The organism is Streptomyces canus, from assembly GCF_041435015.1.
Taxonomy (GTDB): Bacteria; Actinomycetota; Actinomycetes; order Streptomycetales; family Streptomycetaceae; genus Streptomyces; species Streptomyces canus_G.
Genome location: NZ_CP107989.1, coordinates 3,699,976 through 3,722,434, shown reverse-complemented (window position 1 = coordinate 3,722,434; position 22,459 = coordinate 3,699,976). Strand labels below are relative to the sequence as shown.

The window sequence follows — 22,459 nt, the reverse complement described above, 5'->3', positions numbered from 1 at the left end:
CATGAAAGCCGGTCCGGCCATGGTAGGCCGATCACCAGACACCCGTCGGGGCCTGTGGATAACCTTCTGACCAGCGATTTCACCGGAGGTCCTGGGTGGCTGCGGTCGCGCTAGGAGCAGACGGTCCCGGCCGCCGGCACCTTTCCGCTCAGGAGATAGCCGTTCACGGCGCCCTGGACACACTTGTTCTTGCTGTCGTACGCCCCGTGCCCCTGTCCCTTGTACGTCAGCTCGACCCCGACGCCCGCTCCGAGCGCCTCCACCATCTTGCGCGCGCCCTCGTAGGGGGTCGCCGGGTCCCCGGTGTTGCCCACGACCAGGATCGGTGCCGAGCCGGTGGCGCTCACGTCGGGATGGTCGGCGGCGCCCGCCACGGCCCAGTCGGTGCAACTGACCATCGACCAGGCCAAGAAGTCGCCGAACAGCGGTGACGCGGCGCGGAACTCGGGCAGCTTCCGCTCGACCTCGGCGGAGGTGTACCGGGGCTTGTCGTCGGCACAGTTGATGGAGATGTTGGCCGCGGCGATGTTGCTGTACTCGCCGTTCTCGCTGCGACCGTTCATCGAGTCGGACAGCAGCATCAGGATGCTGCCGTCGCCGTCGTACGCCTGCTCCAGGCCCTCGGTGAGGTACTCCCAGAAGTCCTTCGAGTACAGCGCCTGCGCGATGCCGTTGGTCGCGGCGGTCTGGGTCAGCACCCGCTGCCCGATGCCGGGGATCGGCTTGCGGTCGAGGGCGGCCAGCAGTTCGGCGATGCGGTTCTTGACATCCTGCGCGGTGTCCCCGACGGGGCAGTCCGTGGGCTGCGAGGTGCAGTCCTCGGCGAAGTTGTCGAGCGCGAGCTGGAATCCTTCGGCCTGTCCGAGCGAACCCTGCTCGCTGCTCTGCGTCGGGTCGACGACCGCGTCGAAGACCGCGCGCCCCACGTGCTTCGGGAACAGGTGGGCGTAGACGCCGCCGAGTTCGGTGCCGTACGAGATGCCGAAGTAGTGCAGCTTGTCGTCGCCGAGGACCTGGCGCATCAGGTCCATGTCGCGGGCCGCGTCCGTCGTGCGCACATGCGGCAGCATCTTCCTGGAGTTCTCCTCGCAGGCCGCGTTGAACTCCTTGGTGTTGTCCAGCAGCGAGGCGCGCTCGGCCGAGTCGTCAGGGGTCCAGTCCTGCTCGAAGTACACGTCGAGCTGGGGATCGTTCAGGCATTCCACCGGGGCGCTGCGGCCGACCCCGCGAGGGTCGAAGCTCACCAGGTCGTAGCGGGTGCGCAGTTTCGCGTAGTCCGTGCCGAAGGCGGGCAGTGTGGTGACGCCCGAGCCGCCGGGCCCGCCGAAGTTGAAGACGAGCGAGCCGATGCGCTTGTCCTCGGGGCCACTGGCCTTCGCCCGGATCAGGGCGAGGCCGATCGTGTCGCCCTTGGGCTTCGTCCAGTCGAGAGGGGCCTTGAGGGTGGTGCACTGCCACTTCTCGTCACCCGGCAGCGGTGAAGGGGCGTCACCACCACCCTCGGCCTGGGAGGGTGCCGGGCAGTCCTTCCAGCTCAGCTTCTGGGCCGACAGGTCCTCGTCCTGGGAGTCGTCGCCGCAGCCCGCCAGCACGGAGGTCAGCAGAAGGGCGGTGGCGGTCAGGGCGGCGGCGCGCAGTCGAGGGGGATTCGGCATGACCCCATCCTGCGCTCGCGCGCGGGGGGACGCTCGGGGCGCGAGCCGTAAGAGGTACCTGTTTCGGCTCGGCGGACGGACTACAGCGCACCCTTCCGGGACAGCTGGTTGAAGGCCAGCCAGCCCGGCAGCACCGGCAGCCACAGCGTCAGCAGACGGAACAGCAGGACGGCCGGGGCGGCGACCTCCTTGGGGAGTCCCACGGCGATCAGACCGACCGTCAACGTGGCCTCCACGGCGCCCACACCGCCCGGTGTCGGGGCCGCCGACCCGAGCGCGTTGCCGGCGAGGAAGACGACGGCGACGCTGGCGATGCTGAGCGAGGTCCCCTCCGGACCGAAGGCGCGGATCGAGGCGTCCAGACACATCACGAAGCAGGCCGTCAGCAGCAGCATGCCGCCGATGCCGGTGACCAGCTTCTGCGGCCGCTGGAGCACGTCCAGCATGCGCGGCACGACACCCGCGAACAGCGACCTCACGCGCGTGACGACGAATTTCCTGAGGAACGGCACCGAGGTGACCACGAGCACGAGCACCGCCACCGTCAGCAGACCCGCGATGACCGTTCGGGACGGCGACAGCGACGGCGTCTTCTCGGTACCGGTCAGGTAGCCGAAGGACAGCAGCATCAAAATGTGGCAGCCGAGACCGAACAACTGCGAGGCGCCGACACTCGCCACCGCGAGACCCGGCCGCACCCCCTGGCGTTGCAGGAAGCGCGTGTTGAGTGCCACACCGCCGACCGCGGCCGGAGCGACGATCTTCACGAACGAACCGGCGACCTGGGCCGCGACCGTGCGCAGGAACCCCACCCGCTCGGGCACGAAGCCCAGCAGCGCCATGGCCGCGGCGAAGTAGCTGCACGCCGAGAAGAGCACCGCAGCCGCGACCCAGCCCCACTCGGCGTTGGCGACGAGCGGCCCGAACTCGATGTGGGTGAGCTGCGTCAGCAGGAAGTACGCGCCGATGGCACCCGCGATGAAGCTGATCAGCGTGCGCGGCTTGACCCGCTCCAGGCGGGCCGGTTCGACCGGTGCCTGTGGCCTGATCAGCAGCACCTGGTGGCGGATCTGCGTCAGCAGGTCCTCCTCGCGCGCCTCCTCGATGGCCTCGTCGATGGCCCGCTTCTCGGCCCGCGCCTCCGCCTTGACGGTCTTCTTGTCGGGCTTCTCGAGTACGGGTGCGTTCTCCGGCGCCTCCTCCAGACGGGCCTGCTTGGCCTGCTGGGACGCATCCAGGACCGCCTCACGCTCGCGCTGGGCCCGCTCCCGGGCCAGTCTGCGCAGCGTCGCGCGCGTGGAGCGCGTCAGCGCGATGGGCTGCAGCATCGGCAGACAGTCGGCCACGGCGTCTGGGCCGAGGATGCTGACCGCCGAGGCCACCGCGCGCTCCGCGCCGGCCAGCAGCCCCAGGGTCGTCACCAGTTGGGCGACGTCCATGCGCAGCAGCAGGGTGCTGGCCGCGATCTCGCCGCCACGAAGATCGGTGAGGATCACCGCACCGGAACGATCCACCAGAATCGCGTCACCCGCGAGCCTGCGGTGCGCGATACGCCGCGACTGCAGCGCCTGCACCTGACGCCAGGTGTTGCGCAGCAGTTCGTCGGTGATCTCCTCCTCGGCCAGCGACTCGAGGGTGCGCCCGCCGGTGTGCTCGTAGACCAGCATCACGGCGTCGGGGCCGAGCTCGGAGGTGGCGATCAGCTTGGGCGCGTTGGCGCCGGCGGCGATGGCCGCGTAGGCGAGCAGTGCCTCCTGCTCCAGCGCCTGCCTGAGCGACTGGAGGCTGCTGCGGGTGGCGAAGCCGCGCAGCGTGAGATTGCGCCACACGCGGTAGAAGAAGCCCTGCGCCTGTTGCTCCCGGTCGACCACCGTCACATCCAGCGGGGGGCCGTCCTCCAGGGTGACGAAGTAGCGCCGGCCACGGTCGCTGTTCTCCGCGGTCTCCGAGGCCTCCTCGCGCGCGGCGCTGACCGGGTGGAAGCCGACGGTCCTGAGGCCCGCGATCAGCGTCCGCCCGGTGGGCCGGACATTGGGCGAGCCGACCGCGTACAGCGTCCCGTAGGCGACCGTCCAGCCGATCAGCACCGTCAGGATGATCGAGAACGGTGTGGTGTAGCCGGTGACGAGCATCGAGAACGCGTCGAGCATCAGCACGATCCACAGCACTGCCCGCCAGCGCGGCCTGCGGGACATGCCGACGGCCGTCATATAGGCGATGACGGGCGCCAGATAGCCGTGCACCGGGTCGGTGAGGGCGTGGATGTCACCGGGGGAGGGCTGGGTGAGCGCCTCCTGGATCGAGCCCGGGGCGGCCTTGGCGACCCACAGATCGGTGGCGAGCGTCACACCGTGGGCGAGGACCGCGGCGAGCACGCCGTCGGCGATCCGTAGTCCGTCGCGCTTGATCAGCCGCTCGATCGCGAACGCGACCGGGACGAGGAGGATCGCGATGCTGGAGGCGAGACCGGCGATCTTGATGAGCAGGTCGGGCGCCTGACCGGTGCCCTTGTTGATGTCCTGTTCGAGGCCGGAGGTGGTGCCGTGGGCGAACGCGGCGATCGCGAGCAGGACGACGACGGCCAGCACGCCGACCAGCAGTCGCATGAGGTCGGAGGGCCGGTGCACGCGCGCGGGGAGCAGCGGTTCGTCGCTCTCGACCTCGTCGACGTGCACCTCCTCGACGCGGGCGTCGGTGTCCTTGCCGTCCGCGCCGGCGGTGTCGGGGCGCGACGAAGCGTCAGAGGTGCTCTCGGCGTCCTCCGGGTGCACACCCTGTGGCTTCATCGTCTCTTCTTGATCTCGTATCACCAGTCACCGCCCGCACGATGGTGGCATGCCCCACCGACACGCGGGGGCGTCAGGGTGCACATGCGGGGGCGCACAGTCTGCCCGAAGCGCTGTCCCTCGGCGAGGGATACGCACGGTCGCGAGCCCGTCACATTGTCGGTGGGGTGGGGCAGGATGGGGCGGATGAGCGAGCAGAGCCTTCCTCGGGACGCCCACCCGGAGTACGCGGACACGCTGCCGGAGTACGCCGAGCGGGTCCTCGACGTCGCCGAACGCATTCCGCCCGGGCGCGTCATGACGTACGGCGACGTTGCCGAGTGGCTGGAGGAGGGCGGGCCCCGGCAGGTCGGCCGGGTCATGGCCCTGTACGGCGGAGCCGTCCCCTGGTGGCGGGTCGTCCGCTCGGACGGCGTCCTGCTTCCTGGGCACGAACTGCGGGCGCTCGGCCACTACCGCGCCGAGGGCACGCCCCTGAAGGAGGCGAGCAGGGCCGCCGAGAACCATCTGCCGCGCCTCGACATGAGACGGGCGCGCTGGGACGGCGGCGATCGTGCGGAGGGTCACACCTGACAGCTTCCGCCATCCCGCGGGCCCCGGGACACCCTGAGGCCCGTACGGGGGAAACAGGGCACGTCCGTGGCATGCCGTACGTTCGTGGGGTGAGGGACGCACGGGTCGCGTGGGCCGCATGGGTCGCACGGGAAGAAGGGGAAGCCCTGCTTCCGCACTCGGCGTCGGCGTAGCGTCGGCTGCACGCGTCCCCCTCACCCCCCGTCCACCGCCCTCCACGCGCGGCGGGCCGCCCAACAGCACACCCACCAGGACCGGCGAACCACGTGAGCTCCTCTTCCTCCACCAGGCGTCTGTCGCACTCCCCGGTGCGACAGGGGACCCGTGGCGCTTATCGACTGGTGCGTACCCAGCCGGCCCGGGTGGATCCCCCTCGTCTGGACGCCGCACAGCGCGCCGTGGTTGAGCACGCAAGCGGCCCTTTGCTCGTTCTTGCAGGTCCCGGCACCGGGAAGACCACCACGCTCGTCGAGTCGGTGGCCTCACGAATCGCCCGCGGAGGGGACCCCGCGCGCGTGCTCGTGCTGACGTTCAGCCGCAAGGCGGCCGTCGAGCTGCGCGACCGCATGGCGCTGCGCATAGGAGCGGCGCGCGCGCCGCAGGCGACCACCTTCCACTCGTTCTGTTACGCCCTGGTCCGCGCCCACCAGGACAGTGACCTGTTCGTGGAGCCGCTGCGGCTGCTGTCGGGGCCCGAGCAGGACGTGGCCGTACGCGAGCTGCTGGCGGGTCAGCCCGACCTGGAGCGGCTCGGCCTCGCGCACGTGCGCTGGCCGGACGAACTGCGCGCCTGTCTGACCACCCGCGGCTTCGCCGACGAAGTCCGCGCGGTCCTCGCCCGGAGCCGCGAACTGGGCCTCGGGCCAGGCGCCCTGGACGCCTTCGCCCGCCGCAGCGGCCGCCCCGACTGGCGGGCCGCGGCGGCCTTCCTCGCCGAGTACCTCGACGTCCTCGACCTCCAGGGCGTCCTCGACTACGCCGAACTCGTCCATCGCGCGGTGCTCCTCGCCCGCCGCCCCGAGGTCGCCGAGCGACTTGCCGCCCAGTACGACGCCGTGTTCGTCGACGAGTACCAGGACACCGACCCGGCCCAGGTACGGCTGCTGCAGGCGTTCGCCGGAGGTGGCCGCACCCTCGTCGCCTTCGGCGACCCCGACCAGTCGATCTACGCGTTCCGTGGCGCGGACGTCAACGGCATCCTCGACTTCCCGTACGCCTTCCCGCGCGCGGACGGCCGGACGGCCCCTGTCGAGGTCCTGCGCAATTCCCGCCGCTCCGGAGCCGCCCTGCTGGCCGCGACCCGTCTGGTGACCCAGCGCATGCCGCTGACCCGGCTGCCGGCGGAGAAGGTCCGCGCCCACCGCGAGCTCGCGCCGGTCCGGGACGGGGGGCGCGTGGAGGTGTACACGTACCCGACGTCCGGCACCGAACTGGACAACATCGCGGACATCCTGCGCCGGGCGCATCTGGAGGACGGCGTCCCCTGGGGCGAGATGGCGGTTCTGGTGCGTGCGGGATCCCGCACGATCCCGACGGTCCGGCGCGCTCTCACCGCCGCCGGAGTCCCCCTCGACATCGACGGCGACGACCTGGCCCTGCGACACGAACCGGCGGTGGCGCCGCTGCTGACGGCGCTGCGGGCAGTGGCCACGGCGGAGGCGGCGGAGGGCGCCGCACGACTTGAGGAGGGCGACGCTTCCGACGAGCCGCGGTCGGTGTCCGACGAGGCGGCACGCCGGGACTCGGCCGGCGAGGCGTGGTCGGTGTCCGCCGACGAGCCGCAGCAGGACTCGACTGACGAGGCGTGGTCGGTGTCCGTTGACGAGCCGCAGGACTCGACTGACGAGCCGCAGCCTCCCCCCGCCGAACCGCCGTCCGACACCTCTTGGCTCGACGTCGAGACCGCCCTCACGCTGCTCGCCTCCCCCCTCGCCGGTATGGACGCCGCCGACCTGCGCCGCCTCGGCCGTGCCCTGCGGGACGAGGAGCGGGCCGCGGGCAACGCGCTGCCGCCGCCCTCCGACGTGCTGCTCGCGCGGGCGCTTGCCGAGCCCGAACGTCTGGCCGTGCACGACCCCGCGTACGCGCGCGGAGCCCAGCGGCTCGGCGCGCTGCTCGGCAAGGCCCGCGAGCGCCTCGCGAACGGCGGCAGCGCCGAGGAGGCGCTGTGGGACCTGTGGGAGGGCACGCCGTGGCCCGGACGCCTCGAGCGGGCCGCACGGCGCGGCGGCGCCGCGGGGCGCAACGCCGACCGTGATCTCGATGCCGTGTGCGCGCTGTTCGCGACCGCTGCACGCGCGGAGGAGCGCACCGGAGGCCGCGGCGCTCTGAACTTCCTGGAGGAGATCGACGCCGAGGACATCGCCGCAGACACCCTCACCCGGCGTGCCGTACGCCCCGACGCCGTCCGCCTGATGACCGCGCACCGTTCCAAGGGACTGGAGTGGCGCCTGGTCGTCGTCGCGGGCGTGCAGGAGGGTCTGTGGCCGGACCTGCGCCGCCGCGGCTCCCTCCTGGAGGCCGACCGCATCGGCCGCGACGGACTCGCCGAACCGCTCACCCCGGGCGCCCTGCTGGCGGAGGAGCGCCGCCTGTTCTACGTGGCCGCCACGCGTGCGCGTGAGCGACTCGTGGTCACGGCGGTGAAGGCACCGGCGGACGACGGCGACCAGCCCTCCCGTTTCCTGACCGAACTCGGCGTCGAGCCGAGGGACGTGACGGGCCGCCCCCGCCGCCCGCTGTCCGTCGCCGCCCTGGTCGCCGAACTCCGCGCCACCACCGTCGACCCGCGCGTCTCCGACACCCTGAGGGAGGCCGCTGCCCGCCGGCTGGCCCGGCTCGCGGCCCTCGCCGACGAGGACGGCCGCCCGCTCGTCCCCTCCGCCCATCCCTACCGCTGGTGGGGGATGTTCGAGCCGACCGAGTCCAAGGTGCCGCTGCGCAACCGCGACCAGCCCGTCGTGCTCTCCGGCAGCGCCCTCGACCAGCTCGCCAACACCTGCGCCCTCCAGTGGTTTCTGGGCCGCGAGGTGAAGGCCGACGCGCCCGCGACGGTCGCCCAGGGCTTCGGCAACGTCGTGCACGTCCTCGCCGACGAGGTCGCCTCCGGGCACACCCCCGCCGATCTCGCCGTCCTCATGGAGCGCCTCGACTCGGTGTGGAACGCGCTCGCCTTCGACGCGCCCTGGAAGTCGGCGCAGGAGAAGGAGAACGCGCGCGTGGCGCTCGAACGCTTCCTGAAGTGGCACGTCATGGACCGCACTGGTCGCACACCGGTGGCCAGCGAGCACGACTTCGACGTCACCCTGGAGGCGGGCGAGGTCGAGGTGCGCATCCGCGGCCAGATGGACCGCGTGGAGGCCGACGGTGAGGGCCGCGCGTATGTCGTCGACTTCAAGACGGGCAAGCAGCCGGTGAGTTCCGCCGAGGTCGAACACCACCCCCAGCTCGCCGTCTACCAGCTCGCCGTCCGCGAGGGCGCCGTCGACGAGGCCTTCGACGGCGTACGGCCGGAACCGGGCGGCGCCGAACTCGTCCAGCTGCGCCAGGGCGCCCCCAAGCGGGACGGCGGCGAGACCCTCCCCAAGGTGCAGGCGCAGGAACCGCTGGAAGGGGAGTGGGTCGGAGATCTGCTCGCCACGGCGGCGGGAAAGGTCCTCGACGAACGGTTCACACCGAACGCGGGGCAGCACTGCTCCCATTGCGCCTTCCGGGCCTCGTGCAGCGCTCAACCGGAAGGACGGCAGATCGTGGAGTGAGTTGGGCACGCCGGTGTGATCAGTCGCACCACGCATGCTGACCTGCGCTTCTTCCGGCCCGCCGGGGTGATTCGTCCTCCGTTGTCAGTGCGCGCCGCTAGCCTCTGCGACATGCCCGCCCGTATCACCGATCCCGATCAGCTCAAGGAGCTCCTCGGTATCCCGTTCACCCCGGAGCAGACGGCCTGCATCACCGCGCCGCCCGCCCCGCAGGTGATCGTGGCCGGCGCCGGCTCGGGCAAGACGACGGTGATGGCGGCCCGCGTGGTCTGGCTGGTCGGCACCGGCCAGGTCGCCCCCGAACAGGTCCTCGGCCTCACCTTCACCAACAAGGCCGCCGGAGAACTCGCCGAGCGCGTCCGCAAGGCACTCATCAAGGCCGGTGTCACCGACCCCGACGCCATCGACCCGGACAACCCGCCGGGCGAACCCGTGATCTCCACCTACCACGCCTTCGCGGGCCGCCTGCTGACCGACCACGGCCTGCGCATCGGGCTCGAACCCACCTCCAGGCTGCTCGCCGACGCCACCCGCTACCAGCTCGCCGCGCGCGTGCTGCGCGAGGCCCCCGGCCCCTACCCGGCCCTGACCCGCTCCTTCGCCGACCTCGTCAGCGACCTCCTCACCCTCGACGCGGAACTCGCCGAGCACCTCGTCCACCCCGGGCGCCTGCGCGCGTACGACGCCGAACTGCTGCGCGCCCTGCAGGGTGCCAAGCTCACCAACGACGCCCTGCGCAAGGTCCCCGAGACGGCTGCCGCCCGCCGTGAACTCGCCGACCTGGTCGTCCGATACCGCGCCGCCAAACGCGAACGCGACCTGCTCGACTTCGGCGACCAGATCGCCCTGTCCGCGCGGCTCGCGGGGGCCCCGGAGGTGGGCCGCATCCTGCGCGAGGAGTTCAGGGTGGTGCTGCTCGACGAGTACCAGGACACCTCGGTCGCCCAGCGCGTCCTGCTGGCGGGCCTGTTCGGCGGCGGCACCGGCCATCCGGTCACCGCCGTCGGCGACCCCTGCCAGGCCATCTACGGCTGGCGCGGCGCCTCCGTCGCCAACCTCGACGACTTCCCCGAACACTTCGCCCACCCCGACGGCGGGCCCGCCACGCGTCAGGCGCTCAGCGAGAACCGCCGCAGCGGCGGCCGACTCCTCGACCTCGCCAACGGCCTCGCCGAGCCCCTGCGCGCCATGCACGCGGGCGTGGAGGCCCTCCGCCCTGCCCCCGGCGCCGAGCGCGACGGCATGGTGCGCTGCGCTCTCCTGCCCACCCACGCCGAGGAGATCGACTGGCTCGCGGATTCGATCGCCCATCTCGTACGGACCGGGAAGGAGCCCGGCGAGATCGCCGTCCTGTGCCGCACGGCGACCGACTTCGCCGAGATCCAGGGCGCCCTCGTCGAACGGGACGTCCCGGTCGAGGTGGTGGGACTCTCGGGCCTGCTGCACCTGCCCGAGGTCGCCGACCTGGTCGCCGTCTGCGAGGTCCTCCAGGATCCCGGTGCCAACGCCGCCCTGGTCCGCCTGCTGACCGGACCGCGCTGGCGCATCGGACCGCGCGACCTCGCCCTCCTCGGCCGGCGTGCCCGGCGGCTCGTGTCGCACGCGCGCGTGGCCGGCGACGACGACCCCGACCGCCGGCTCGCCGAGGCCGTCGAGGGGGTCGACCCGGCCGAGGTGATATCGCTCGCCGACGCCCTGGAGACCTTCCTGGAGACACCCCTCTACAGCGACGGCGAGGACGACGACGGGCTGCCCTTCTCGCCGGACGCGCGCGTGCGGTTCGCCCGCCTGGCGGCCGAACTGCGCGATCTGCGCCGCTCACTCGCCGACCCTCTGATGGATGTCCTGCACCGCGTCCTCGCCGTCACCGGCTTGGAGGTCGAACTGTCGGCGTCCCCGCACGCGTTGGCCGCCCGTCGTCGCGAGACCCTGTCCAACTTCCTCGACATCGCCGCCTCGTTCGCGGCCGGCGACAACGAGGCGTCCCTCCTCGCCTTCCTCGGCTTCCTGCGCACCGCCGCCCAGTACGAGAAGGGCCTCGACAACGCACTGCCCGGCGGCGAGAACACCGTCAAGGTGCTCACCGCGCACAAGTCCAAGGGCCTGGAGTGGGATGTCGTCGCCGTCCCCGGCCTGGTCACCGGGACCTTCCCGAGCACCCAGGGCCGCGAGAAGTGGACCGCCCAGGGCAAGGTGCTGCCGCACGCGCTGCGTGGCGACACCGACACCCTGCCCGACATCGACTCCTGGGACTCGCGCGGCATGAAGGCCTTCCACGAGGCCATGAAGGACCACCAGCACACCGAGGAACTGCGCCTCGGCTACGTCACCTTCACCCGCCCCCGCTCCCTCCTCCTCGGCTCCGGCCACTGGTGGGGACCGACACAGAAGAAGCCGCGCGGCCCGTCCGACTTCCTCAAGGCCCTGTCCGACCACTGCACGGCCGGCTACGGCGAGATCGAGGCCTGGGCCGACGAACCCGCCGAGGACGCCGTGAACCCGGCCCTGCACGGACAGAGCGCCGACCAGGTCTGGCCCCTGCCCCTGGACGACACCGCCCTCGCGCGCCGCCGCGCCGCCGCCGAGACGGTCCTGGCCCATCTGGAGAACCTCGCCTCCCACACGGACGGCCATCCCGCGGCCGCCCACGACCCGGACACCTACGACGACCCGGACTGGCCCCCACCATCGGATGACGAGGAGCCGGACTTCGACGACCGGGACTTCGCGGAGCGGGACCTCGCAGAATCCGACCTGGAAGAGTTCGTGGACGCCGAGGGCGAGCCCCTCCCGGAGGACCCCGCCGACTGGGACACCTGGACGACGGTCCGCGCGGCCGTACCGCACCAGGCCACGGCCCCGGACGGCGACGAGCCCCCCGGCCCCGACGAGGGCCCGCGCAGCCATCCCGAGGAGCGTGAGCCTCACGAGGCGCGCGCCCACGGTCCCGAGCGCCCGCCCAAGCGTCCACGCACCCAGCAGCAGACCCCCACGCACCCCCGACTCACCCCCGAGGAAGCCCGCACCATCGCCTCCTGGGACCGCGACCTCGACGCCCTGGCCGGGGAACTCCTGCGCGCGCGGGAAGGGGTGACCGATGTGCCCCTGCCCGCGTCACTCACCGCGACCCAGGTCCTGCGTCTGGCGAGCGACCCGGACGGGCTCGCGCAGGAGCTCGCGCGCCCGATGCCGCGCCCCCCGCAACCCGCCGCGCGCCAGGGCACCCGGTTCCACGCCTGGATCGAGGCCCGCTTCGAAGCCCTGACCCTCCCCATGCTGGAGCCGGACAACCTGCCCGGCAGCGACGCCGAGATCGCCGACGAACGTGACCTGGAAGCCCTCAAGGACGCCTTCGAGCGCAGCGAGTACGCCCACCGCACCCCCTACCGGATCGAGACGCCCTTCCAGCTCGCCATCGCAGGCCGCGTGATCCGGGGCCGTATCGACGCCGTCTACCGACACGGCGACGGGGACACGACGACGTACGAGATCGTCGACTGGAAGACCAGCCGCACCCGCACCGCCGACCCCCTCCAGCTCGCCGTGTACCGGCTGGCCTGGGCCGAGCGGCAGGGCGTCCCTGTGGAATCGGTCACGGCCGCGTTCCTCTACGTCCGTACCGGAGACGTCGTACGCCCCAAGCACCTGCCCGGCCGGGCAGCGCTGGAACGGCTGCTCACCCAGGGGCCGGGAGGGCAGTCGAACGGTTCCGCGCAAGCGCACTGTGAGGAACCGCCCACCGAGGATGTCGGTACGGGCCGATAGGCTCGTGACCATGAGCCAACCCGTTGACAGTGCCGTCAGCGCCGTCCGTACGTACATCGAGCAGCACCGCGCCGCCTTCCTCGACGACCTCGCCGAATGGCTGCGCATCCCGTCCGTCTCGGCACAGCCCGACCACGGCCCCGATGTGCGCCGCAGTGCCGACTGGCTCGCTGCCAAGCTCAAGGAGACCGGGTTCCCCACGGCCGAGGTCTGGGAGACCCCGGGCGCGCCCGCCGTCTTCGCCGAATGGCCCGCCGAGGACCCGACGGCGCCCACGGTCCTCGTCTACGGCCACCACGACGTACAGCCCGCCGCCCGCGAGGACGGCTGGGACAGCGACCCGTTCGAGCCGGTCGTCCGCGACAACCGCCTCTACGCGCGCGGGGCGGCCGACGACAAGGGCCAGGTCCTCTTCCACGCCCTCGGCGTCCGCGCCCACCTCGCCGCCACCGGCCGCACCGCCCCCGAGGTGCACCTGAAGCTCCTCATCGAGGGCGAGGAAGAGTCCGGCTCACCCCACTTCCGCGCCCTCGTCGAGGAGCACACCCAGCGGCTCGCCGCCGACGCCGTGATCGTCTCCGACACCAGCATGTGGGATGAGGACACCCCCACCGTGTGCACCGGCATGCGCGGCCTCGCCGAGTGCGAGATCCGGCTGTACGGCCCCGATCAGGACATCCACTCGGGCGCCTTCGGCGGCGCTGTGCCCAACCCGGCCACGGCGGTCGCCCGCCTGGTCGCCGCCCTGCACGACGAACACGCACGTGTGACCGTCCCCGGCTTCTACGACGGCATCGTCGAACTGACCGATCGTGAGCGTGAACTCTTCGCCGAACTGCCCTTCGACGAGGAGCAGTGGCTGCGCACGGCCACGTCGCACGCCACCCACGGCGAGTCCGGACACACCACCCTGGAGCGGATCTGGGCCCGCCCCACCGCCGAGGTCAACGGCATCGGCGGCGGCTACCAGGGCCCCGGAAGCAAGACGATCATCCCGTCGTCGGCCATGGTGAAGCTGTCGTTCCGTCTGGTCGCGGGCCAGGATCCCGATCACATCGAGAAGGCCGTCCGCGCTTGGGCCACCGAGCAGGTGCCCGCCGGGATCCGGCACGAGATCACCTTCGCGCCCGCCACGCGCCCGTGCCTGACCCCGCTCGACCACCCTGCGCTGCAGTCCGTGGTCCGCGCCCTGGGCCGCGCCTTCGAGAGCTCGGTCCGCTTCACGCGCGTGGGGGGCTCCGGTCCCGCCGCCGACCTCCAGGACGTCCTCGGCGCACCCGTGCTGTTCCTCGGCATCTCCGTCCCCTCCGACGGCTGGCACGCGCCGAACGAGAAGGTCGAGATCGATCTGCTGCTCAAGGGCGTCGAGACCTCCGCGTACCTTTGGGGTGATCTCGCCGAGCACTGGAGCCACGCGCCCTGACCGCCCCGCGCCGCCCGGCCCGGCAGCGCGCGGGGCACCCTGAAAGGGCCGCCCCGTACCGCGAGGCCCCACCGGACCCGGTCGCCCTCCGACGTACGTCCCGCCGAACCGTTCGCCGAAACAATCCGTTGCACCGGGGGAGTTGGAAGCACCCGTGACCACCTGGACCGACCACACCGCCGACCGTCCCGTCTCGCTCACCGCCCCCAGCGGCATCGACCGCGCCGCGCACCACCGGCTCGACGAGGCCTGGCTGGCGGCAGCGTGGAGCCACCCCACAACCCGCTGCTTCGTGGTTTCCGGCGGTCAGGTCCTGATCGACGAGACGGCTGACGGTCGTACCGAACTCGTCATGACCCCGTCCTTCGAGGCCCCGCTGACCGAGGCGCACCGCTACTTCCTCGGCATCGACGAGGAAGGCGTCCGCTACTTCGCCCTCCAGAAGGACGCCCTGCCCGGCCGCATCGACCAGTCCGCGCGTCCGGCCGGTCTGCGCGAGGCCGGCCTGCTGCTGTCCGCGCGCGAGGCGGGCCTGATGGTGCACGCGGTCGGTCTGGAGAACTGGCAGCGGACCCACCGTTTCTGCTCCCGCTGCGGCGAGCGCACCGTCATCGCCGCGGCCGGCCACATCCGCCGCTGCCAGGCCTGCGGCGCCGAGCACTACCCGCGCACCGACCCGGCCGTGATCATGGCCGTCACGGACGACGAGGACCGCATCCTGCTGGGCCGCCAGGTGCACTGGCCGGAGGGCCGCTTCTCGACCCTCGCCGGATTCGTCGAGCCGGGCGAGTCCATCGAGCAGTCGGTGCGCCGCGAGGTCTTCGAGGAGGCCGGGATCACCGTCGGCCCGGTCGAGTACGTTGCCAGCCAGCCCTGGCCGTTCCCCTCCAGCCTCATGCTCGGTTTCATGGCCCGTGCCACCTCCACCGAGATCGATGTCGACGGGGACGAGATCCACGAGGCCCGCTGGTTCTCCCGCGACGAACTGGGCGCCGCCTTCGAGGCCGGAGAGGTCCTCCCGCCGTACGGCATCTCGATCGCGGCCCGTCTGATCGAGCTCTGGTACGGCAAGCCGCTGCCGACGAGGAGTTTCGTCTGAGAGGACGGGCATGCCCGACCCGTACTGGAACCACAACGTCCACTACCACCGCCTGGTGCTCGACGCCGTACCGGACGGCTGTCGCGAGGTCCTGGACGTGGGGTGCGGTGACGGGCTGCTCGCCCGCAAGCTGGCCGAGAAGGCCGCGTCCGTCACGGGCGTGGACCGCTCACCGGAGATGATCCGGCAGGCGCGCGCGACCGCCTCCGGGAACATCACGTTCCTGGAGGCGGACTACCTGGACGGCACAGCTCTGCCCGAGTGCAAGTACGACTTCGTCTGCGCGGTCGCCGTGGTGCACCACGCGCCCTTCGAGGACGCGGTCGAGGGCCTGGTCCGGCTGCTGGCCCCCGGCGGACGGCTGGTGATCGTCGGGATGGCGTACAACAGGACGGCGCTGGACTGGGTGATCAGCGGCTGTGGCCTACCCGTGTCGCTGCTCCTCGGACGGCGACGGGGCGGCAAGCGGGCGCCGGCCGGCATGCCCATGGAGGACTCGACCGTGCACTGGGGCGAGGCGCGCAGGGCTGCCCGCCGCCTTCTTCCCGGCTGCCGTTACCGGCGCCGACTGCTGTGGCGCTACACGGCGGTGTGGGACAAACCACAAGAAGGCGGTTCCTGAGCTGCCTCAGGAACCGCCGATGTCCCACAGTGTTACGCGCTGACCTTCTGCTTCACCTGCGCCAGCGACGGGTTCGTCAGCGTCGAGCCGTCGGCGAAGAGCACGGTCGGAACCGTCTGATTCCCGCCGTTCGCCTTCTCCACGAAAGCCGCGGACGCCGGGTCCTGCTCGATGTTGATCTCGGTGTACGCGATGCCCTCGCGGTCCAGCTGCTTCTTCAGCCGCTGGCAGTAACCGCACCATGTGGTGCTGTACATCGTCACAGTGCCCTGCATGTCTCGCGCGCTCCTTCGGTGGCTCGGGGGAAGAGCTCGTCCGTTGAGGGAACGTATGCGACCGTGGCGCCATTCCCGACCCGGGGGTGCCCCGCCAGGTGACGCCTGCCGCATTAGTACGACTGCGGCTACCTGCCTGTGGACAACCGGCTCACCCGTCTCCGCCGACCTGGCAGCATGGCCGTGTGACAGCAGCAACGCACTCCACGCTCTTCCCGCGCACACCGGACTCGGCCGACGCGGTGCTCGAAGGGCTTGATCCCGAGCAGCGCGAGGTGGCCACCGCCCTGCACGGGCCGGTGTGCGTGCTGGCGGGCGCCGGTACCGGCAAGACCCGGGCCATCACCCACCGCATCGCCTACGGGGTGCGGGCCGGAATTCTCCAGCCCTCCAGCGTGCTCGCCGTCACCTTCACCAACCGCGCCGCCGGAGAGATGCGCGGGCGACTGCGCCAGCTCGGTGCCGCGGGCGTCCAGGCGCGTACGTTCCACTCGGCGGCCCTGCGCCAGCTCCAGTACTTCTGGCCGAAAGCCGTCGGTGGGTCCATGCCCCGGCTCGTCGACCGCAAGATCCAGCTCGTCGCCGACGCGGCCGCCGCCTGCCGCATCCGCCTCGACCGGGGAGAGCTGAGGGACGTCACCGGCGAGATCGAATGGTCCAAGGTCACCCAGACCGTCCCCTCCGACTACGCCCTCGCGGCAGCGAAGGCCGGCCGCGAGACCCCTCGTGCCGCGGCCGAGATCGCACAGCTCTACGCCGCCTACGAGGACCTCAAGCGCGATCGCGCCGTCATCGACTTCGAGGACGTCCTGCTGCTGACCGTCGCCATCCTCCAGGACCGGCACGACATCGCCGAACAGGTCCGTTCCCAGTACCAGCACTTCGTCGTCGACGAGTACCAGGACGTCAGCCCCCTTCAGCAGCGCCTGCTGGATCTGTGGCTCGGGCGCCGCGACAGCCTGTGCGTCGTCGGCGACGCCAGCCAGACGATCTACTCCTTCACTGGCGCAACTCCCGACCATCTCCTCGACTTCCGTACCCGCCACCCCGGCGCCACCGTGGTCAAACTGGTCCGCGACTACCGCTCCACCCCCCAGGTCGTCCATCTCGCCAACGGCCTGCTCGCCCAGGCGCGCGGCCGCGCCGCCGACCACCGGCTGGAACTGATCTCCCAGCGCCGGCCCGGCCCCGAGCCCGTCTACACCGAGTACTCCGACGAGCCCGCCGAGGCCGAGGGAGCCGCCCGCCGCATCCGAGAGCTCATGGACGCGGGCGTCCGGGCCAGCGAGATCGCCATCCTGTTCCGCACCAACTCCCAGTCCGAGACCTATGAACAGGCCCTGGCCGACGCCGGAGTGCCCTACCAGCTGCGGGGCGCCGAGCGGTTCTTCGACCGACCCGAGGTACGCAGGGCCATCGTCAACCTCCGGGGCGCGGCCCGCTTCGGCGGCAACGACTCGCGGTTGGACGACGCCGTTGACCTGCCCTCGCAGGTGCGTGCCGTGCTGTCGGGCGAGGGCTGGACCACCGTGCCGCCGGCCGGCTCCGGGGCCGTCAGGGAGCGCTGGGAATCGCTGGCCGCCCTGGTGAACCTCGCGCAGGACTTCGCCGCCGCGAGAGCCGGCGCCACGCTGAACGACCTCGTGGCCGAACTCGACGAGCGGGCCAGTGCCCAGCACGCCCCGACCGTCGAGGGCGTCACCCTCGCCTCCCTGCACTCGGCCAAGGGCCTGGAGTGGGACGCCGTGTTCCTGGTCGGTGTCGCCGAGGGCATGATGCCGATCACCTACGCGAAGACCGACGAACAGATCGAGGAGGAGCGCCGGCTCCTCTATGTCGGTGTCACCCGCGCCCGCGAGCGCCTTCACGTCTCCTGGTCGCTGTCCCGCTCGCCCGGCGGCCGCCCCAACCGCCGCCCCAGCCGTTTCCTCGACGGACTGCGCCCCGGTTCCACCGCCACCACGGGGCGGACCGCGGGTGGCGGTTCCGGAGGTGTCGAGCGCGGCTTCACGCGCCCCGTCGGCGCCGCTCCGAGACGCACCCAGCGCACCCCGGCGCGCTGCCGGGTGTGCGGGCGCACGCTCACCGACGCGGGCGAGATGAAGCTCATGCGTTGCGAGGACTGCCCCTCCGACATGGACGAGGGACTCTACGAGCGCTTGCGCGACTGGCGCGCGGTGCAGGCGCAACGCAGCGGACAGCCGGCCTTCTGCGTCTTCACGGACAAGACCCTGATGGCGATCGCCGAGGCCGTGCCCGACGACGAGCACGAACTCGCGCGGATCCCGGGCGTCGGCCAGCGCAAGCTCAACCGGTACGGAGCCGATGTGCTGACCATCTGTGCAGGCCAGGAGGTTTCGGAAGAAGAAGACGAGGACTGATCCCAACTCGTCGGAAAAATAGTTTGCGCATGCCCCAGCAATCCCCATAGGTTCTTAGCCACGGGGACGGAGGCCTTCTCGGAGGCCCCGATTCCGTGTTCTACTTGCATATCCGTCGGACAGCGGCTCGCGCCGCCGTCCCCAGAGACGCCGAGAGGAGGCGATTGAAGTGATCAGCATCAACAGCAGCACGGCCATCAGCGCGGCCAAAATGACCGATCGCTCGGTCGTCTCCACGTGCATGCTCGGCGTTTCGAACCTGGGCACCGGTCTGTCCGGCATTCCTGCCGCGCGTCCGGCGTCCTCCGTGTCTCTCGCGGTCCTTCCCGTCCGTGAGCGCAATGAGCGACCGACTAAGGCACTGGAAGCAGTAGTGGCACAGGCGCATGTCTATGCCTTTGCGGCGGCCGGTGCCGGATTCCGGAAGCAGACGACGCAGCACCACCTGATGTGGGCCTTCCGTGGGCCAGAACCCTGGAGTGATCCAGCCTGATCGTCGATCAGGCCGGCGCCTTCAGGGCCGCGGAACCCCATCCGGGATCCGCGGCCCTTCTGTTTTCCCCGAACGGGGAGAGCGGAGCGAAGGGGCCTCGGGACAAGAAAAGAACCCGGTACCAAGCGACTACCGGTCCAACAGGGCCGGACCGAACAGACGAGGAAGACGAACCGTGCAACTCGAAGCGCACGCCCCGTCCGTACCGCCTTCCGAAACGATCCCCCCGCCCGGCCTCACGGAGGACTCCGCCTTGACTCCGCTCACCGCGCTCACCGCGCTCGACGACGCCATCGAGAACCTCGGCGTACCCGTCCCCTGCCGTTCCTACGACCCGGAGGTCTTCTTCGCCGAGTCGCCGGCCGACGTCGAGTACGCCAAGTCCCTCTGCCGCACCTGCCCGCTGATGGAGGCCTGCCTCGCCGGCGCCAAGGAGCGGCGTGAGCCCTGGGGCGTCTGGGGTGGCGAGCTGTTCGTCCAGGGTGTCGTCGTCGCCCGGAAGCGGCCGCGTGGTCGCCCGCGCAAGAACCCGGTCACGGCATGAACACCGCAGGAACGATCGACCGTCCCTTCACGAACGACCCCACGAAGCAGGCCCCGATGAAGCCGTCCACCAGCGAGCCCACAGGCTCCGCGATCCCAGACTTCACCACCACCGACGCGTCCGACTCGCGTCAGAACAGGACCCGAGAGATGCAACTCATTCCAGAAGCCCTGGCTCGTGCGCATATGCACGACCGGCTGCATGAGGCCGAGCAGGAACGCCGGGCGATCCGCCTGGCGACCGCCCGCCGGATGCAGCGCCGGGCCGAGCGCGCCTCCCTGCGTGCTCGCCGTGCGCTCGCCATCGCCGTCATGCAGTAATCCGACCCACACCTGAAGCGGTGGCCTCCCGAGCCGAGCGGAACCGAGCTCACCGGGAGGCGGAAGCTCTCCCCCGCGGGGGCCGGTCCGTCCGAACGGACCGGCCCCCGCGGTGCGTTGTGCGTGGTGACGAAGACCCGTTCACGCCTCCGCCGCGGAACCCTCCTCGTCCAGCTCCTCCTCCGGCACGAACCCCGGCAGCCACTCCTCCAGTTCCTCACGCAGACGGACGGTCGCGCCCAGCTGGCACAGGACGCCGATGGTGCTCAGGGTGACCCGGTGTATCAGGAGGTATGCCGGAGGGAGGTTGAGCTGTTTGCCCAGTTGGTGGGCGGGGGAGCGGGGGTCGGCGATCCGGGCGGCCTGGCTGCGCATCCAGCCGCGGCTGAAGGTGAACGCGTCGACCTCGGCCGGTTCGATGATCGGCAGGAGGTAGTCGAGCACCGCGTCGGGGTCCAGCTCTATCGACTCCTTGACGAAGCCCTCCACGCGCAGGAGTTCGTAAACCGCTTCCGCCTCGCCGTCCAGCGTCATGCGCAGGGAGGTGCCGATGGTGTCCGGCAGACCGCCGGGAAGCCGGTCCACCGTGCCGAAGTCCAGGACGCCCAGGCGCCAGTCCTCCTGGTCGCCAGGACCGCCGGGCAGGAGCCGGAAGTTGCCCGGGTGGGGGTCGGCGTGCAGCAGGCCGGTGCGCGCGGGGCCGGAGAAGAGGAAGCGGGCCAGGAGTTGTCCGGCGCGGTCGCGCTGCTCCTGGGTGCCGTCGGAGATCACCTCCGACAGGGGCACACCGTCGATCCACTCCGTGATCAGGACCTGGTCGCTTTGGTGGACCACGGCCGGGACCACGACGTCCGGATCGTCCGCGAACTCCTCCGCATGGACCTGCTGGGCCTGTGCCTCCAGGCCGTAGTCGAGTTCCTCCGAGACCCGGTCGCGCAGCTCGGCGATGAGCGGCTTGATGTCGATCCCGGGGACGAGGGGCCCCAGCAGACGGGCGAAGCGGCCCAGTTGGTTCAGGTCGGACAGCAGGGCCTCGCCGGCTCCCGGGTACTGGACCTTGACCGCCACCTCCCGCCCGTCGTGCCACACGGCCCGGTGCACCTGGCCGATGGACGCCGCCGCCGAGGGCTTGTCGTCGAACTCGGCGAACAGCTCCCGCCAGTCCTCGCCCAGCCGCTCCTCGAGCACGGTGTGCACGGTGCGCGTCGGCATCGGGGGCGCCGCCTCCTGCAGCTTCGTCAGGGCCGCGCGATAGGGGCCGGCGACCTCCTCGGGGAGCGCCGACTCGAAGACGGACAGGGCCTGGCCGAACTTCATGGCACCGCCCTTGAGCTCCCCGAGCACCTTGAACAACTGGTCGGCGGTGCGCTGTTGCAGCTCGCGGCCGACGATCTCCGCGGACTCGCCCACGATCCGCTTGCCGAGTCCCCAGGTGGCCCGCCCGGCGAAGCCGAGCGGGAGCGCGGCGAGCTTGGCGGTCCGGGTGACCGCCTTCCGGGGAAGATCAGACATGCGCCCTCCAGGTCCCAGCAGGCCGTGGCGCGGTTGCCTTGCGGCACAACTCCTCCGACGACCCATGCTCCGTCATTGTCTCGTGCGCAGCCTCCTCCTTGGAGGTGTGTTCTCCCTTACCTTTCTCCGCGGCCCCGCACGGACATGCGGGATGCGGCCAGACCGGCCGTGCGTGCCAGCTCAGACCGGGCAGCGAGACCTCCCAGCGGGCGCCCGCGCTCGACGGGAGGCGGCCGTCCAGGAAAGCGAGCGCGTGCGCGGCCGCAAGTCCGGCGACTGTACTGGCCAGTGCCAGGTCACACGGCCGCGCCGAAAGCCGCCTGCTGCCCGAACGCCACTGGGCGACCAGCCGGGGCCAGGCCTGGTCGCGGTCGGTCCGCGTCTCGTGCAGACAGCCCGCGCATCCCGTCTCGCCCGGCAGGACGAGAGGGCCGACCACTCCTGTCGCCTCGACCACACCGGCGTACAGATGAGGTGTGCCGGACCGGACGAGGGGCTCGCCGGTGGCCGGGGCGGGCGCGTGCACGTCGACGTCGTCCCGCGGGGCCAGGATCACCAGGGAGAAACCGGGGTCGTCCGCCCCGACCGAGGCCCGGGAGCCCCCGCGGGGCGGGCGCCCCGGAGCCGCCGCGGACACCGCCCGGCGTGCCGCCGTGTCCCTGCGGTCGCCGACGGAGTCGGCGGACAGCCCACCGGGGGCGACGTCCCAGGGCTCGACCCGTCCGCCGTCCCGCACGTCGACCTCCCCGACGCCGGCGCCCGAGAGCAGCGCGGCCAGCACCACACCCACCCGGCCGGAGCCCCTGACCTGCACGCGCAGTGAACGGCGTGCGGCCAGGACCCTCATCGCATCACCCGGCTCCGAGGTGGTCAGCGAGAGGGACGCCAGGTCGGGTGCCAGCCGGTCGAGGACCTCCTTCTTCCCCCGCAGCGCGTCCGCGTCCGGCCCGCCGCCCCTCGCGTCGTCGACGAGTCCGGCGCGTGCGAGCCGTCCCACCAGCGTGTCGACCTGGCCCTCGGGCAGATCCATACGGCGTCCCTCCTCCCGCAGCAGCGCGAGACCGCGCGTGCCGTTGATCAGGTCGAGGAAGCTGCCCGTCGCCGTGTCCATCGGGCCCAGCGTCATCGCGTGCGCCGGGGTCATCCCGAACTGCACGGTGTTGAGATCGCGCCAGCCGCGCCGGAGCGCGGGTTTCATCTGCGGAACCATTGTTTGCTCGAGCGGAACCACTGCTTGCATGACAGCCCCCGTA

General features: G+C 71.6%; 15 protein-coding genes. 10 read left to right on the top strand and 5 right to left on the bottom strand.

Annotation, left to right across the window (positions count from 1 at the left end; translation table 11 throughout):
- Positions 1-110: 110 nt before the first annotated feature.
- Positions 111-1,655: an alpha/beta hydrolase gene (locus OG841_RS16545; protein ID WP_328640785.1), complete on the bottom strand. Its 1,545-nt coding sequence runs from the start codon at positions 1,653-1,655 to the stop codon at positions 111-113.
- Positions 1,656-1,735: 80 nt separating this feature from the next.
- Positions 1,736-4,441, bottom strand: a complete 2,706-nt coding sequence (locus OG841_RS16540) for a lysylphosphatidylglycerol synthase domain-containing protein (protein ID WP_328640786.1) — start codon at positions 4,439-4,441, stop codon at positions 1,736-1,738.
- Between the two features lie 186 nt (positions 4,442-4,627).
- Here OG841_RS16540 and OG841_RS16535 point away from each other — a divergent pair, with 186 nt between their 5' ends.
- From OG841_RS16535 to OG841_RS16510, 6 genes are all read left to right on the top strand, one after another.
- Entirely contained in the window at positions 4,628-5,014 is a 387-nt protein-coding gene (locus tag OG841_RS16535; RefSeq protein WP_280862679.1) for an MGMT family protein, read from the top strand.
- Positions 5,015-5,280: 266 nt separating this feature from the next.
- Positions 5,281-8,772: an ATP-dependent helicase gene (locus OG841_RS16530; protein ID WP_371565886.1), complete on the top strand. Its 3,492-nt coding sequence runs from the start codon at positions 5,281-5,283 to the stop codon at positions 8,770-8,772.
- Between the two features lie 111 nt (positions 8,773-8,883).
- Positions 8,884-12,537, top strand: a complete 3,654-nt coding sequence (locus tag OG841_RS16525; protein WP_371565885.1) for a UvrD-helicase domain-containing protein — start codon at positions 8,884-8,886, stop codon at positions 12,535-12,537.
- A gap of 10 nt (positions 12,538-12,547) precedes the next feature.
- The gene (locus OG841_RS16520; protein WP_328640789.1) at positions 12,548-13,960 is read left to right on the top strand and encodes a dipeptidase; all 1,413 of its coding nucleotides are present in this window, start codon (positions 12,548-12,550) and stop codon (positions 13,958-13,960) included.
- A 154-nt stretch (positions 13,961-14,114) separates the two neighbouring features.
- Positions 14,115-15,059 (top strand): NAD(+) diphosphatase, encoded by a 945-nt coding sequence (gene nudC / locus OG841_RS16515; protein WP_328640790.1) that lies wholly within the window; start codon positions 14,115-14,117, stop codon positions 15,057-15,059.
- A 10-nt stretch (positions 15,060-15,069) separates the two neighbouring features.
- A complete protein-coding gene (locus OG841_RS16510; RefSeq protein ID WP_371565884.1) occupies positions 15,070-15,681 on the top strand; it encodes a class I SAM-dependent methyltransferase in 612 nt (203 codons plus the stop codon).
- Between the two features lie 32 nt (positions 15,682-15,713).
- Here OG841_RS16510 and OG841_RS16505 read toward each other — a convergent pair whose 3' ends face one another.
- On the bottom strand, positions 15,714-15,956 hold the full coding sequence (locus OG841_RS16505; RefSeq protein ID WP_266522103.1) for a mycoredoxin: 243 nt from the start codon (positions 15,954-15,956) through the stop codon (positions 15,714-15,716).
- Between the two features lie 185 nt (positions 15,957-16,141).
- Between OG841_RS16505 and OG841_RS16500 the strand changes: the two genes are divergently transcribed.
- From OG841_RS16500 to OG841_RS16485, 4 genes are all read left to right on the top strand, one after another.
- Positions 16,142-18,337, top strand: a complete 2,196-nt coding sequence (locus OG841_RS16500; RefSeq protein WP_328640792.1) for an ATP-dependent DNA helicase UvrD2 — start codon at positions 16,142-16,144, stop codon at positions 18,335-18,337.
- A 169-nt stretch (positions 18,338-18,506) separates the two neighbouring features.
- Positions 18,507-18,830, top strand: coding sequence for a hypothetical protein (locus OG841_RS16495; RefSeq protein ID WP_328640793.1), 324 nt, complete (start codon positions 18,507-18,509; stop codon positions 18,828-18,830).
- Positions 18,831-19,005: 175 nt separating this feature from the next.
- Positions 19,006-19,374: a WhiB family transcriptional regulator gene (locus tag OG841_RS16490; RefSeq protein WP_030784068.1), complete on the top strand. Its 369-nt coding sequence runs from the start codon at positions 19,006-19,008 to the stop codon at positions 19,372-19,374.
- On the top strand, positions 19,371-19,694 hold the full coding sequence (locus OG841_RS16485; RefSeq protein WP_328640794.1) for a hypothetical protein: 324 nt from the start codon (positions 19,371-19,373) through the stop codon (positions 19,692-19,694). Before OG841_RS16490 ends, OG841_RS16485 begins: the two co-directional genes overlap by 4 nt.
- 141 nt (positions 19,695-19,835) lie before the next feature.
- Here the strand turns inward: OG841_RS16485 and OG841_RS16480 are convergent, their stop codons facing one another.
- Both OG841_RS16480 and OG841_RS16475 read right to left on the bottom strand, forming a co-directional pair.
- On the bottom strand, positions 19,836-21,206 hold the full coding sequence (locus OG841_RS16480; protein WP_328640795.1) for an ABC1 kinase family protein: 1,371 nt from the start codon (positions 21,204-21,206) through the stop codon (positions 19,836-19,838).
- Complete coding sequence (locus OG841_RS16475; protein WP_365118782.1) at positions 21,199-22,416, bottom strand: TOMM precursor leader peptide-binding protein; 1,218 nt, start codon at positions 22,414-22,416, stop codon at positions 21,199-21,201. Before OG841_RS16475 ends, OG841_RS16480 begins: the two co-directional genes overlap by 8 nt.
- Positions 22,417-22,459: the final 43 nt, after the last annotated feature.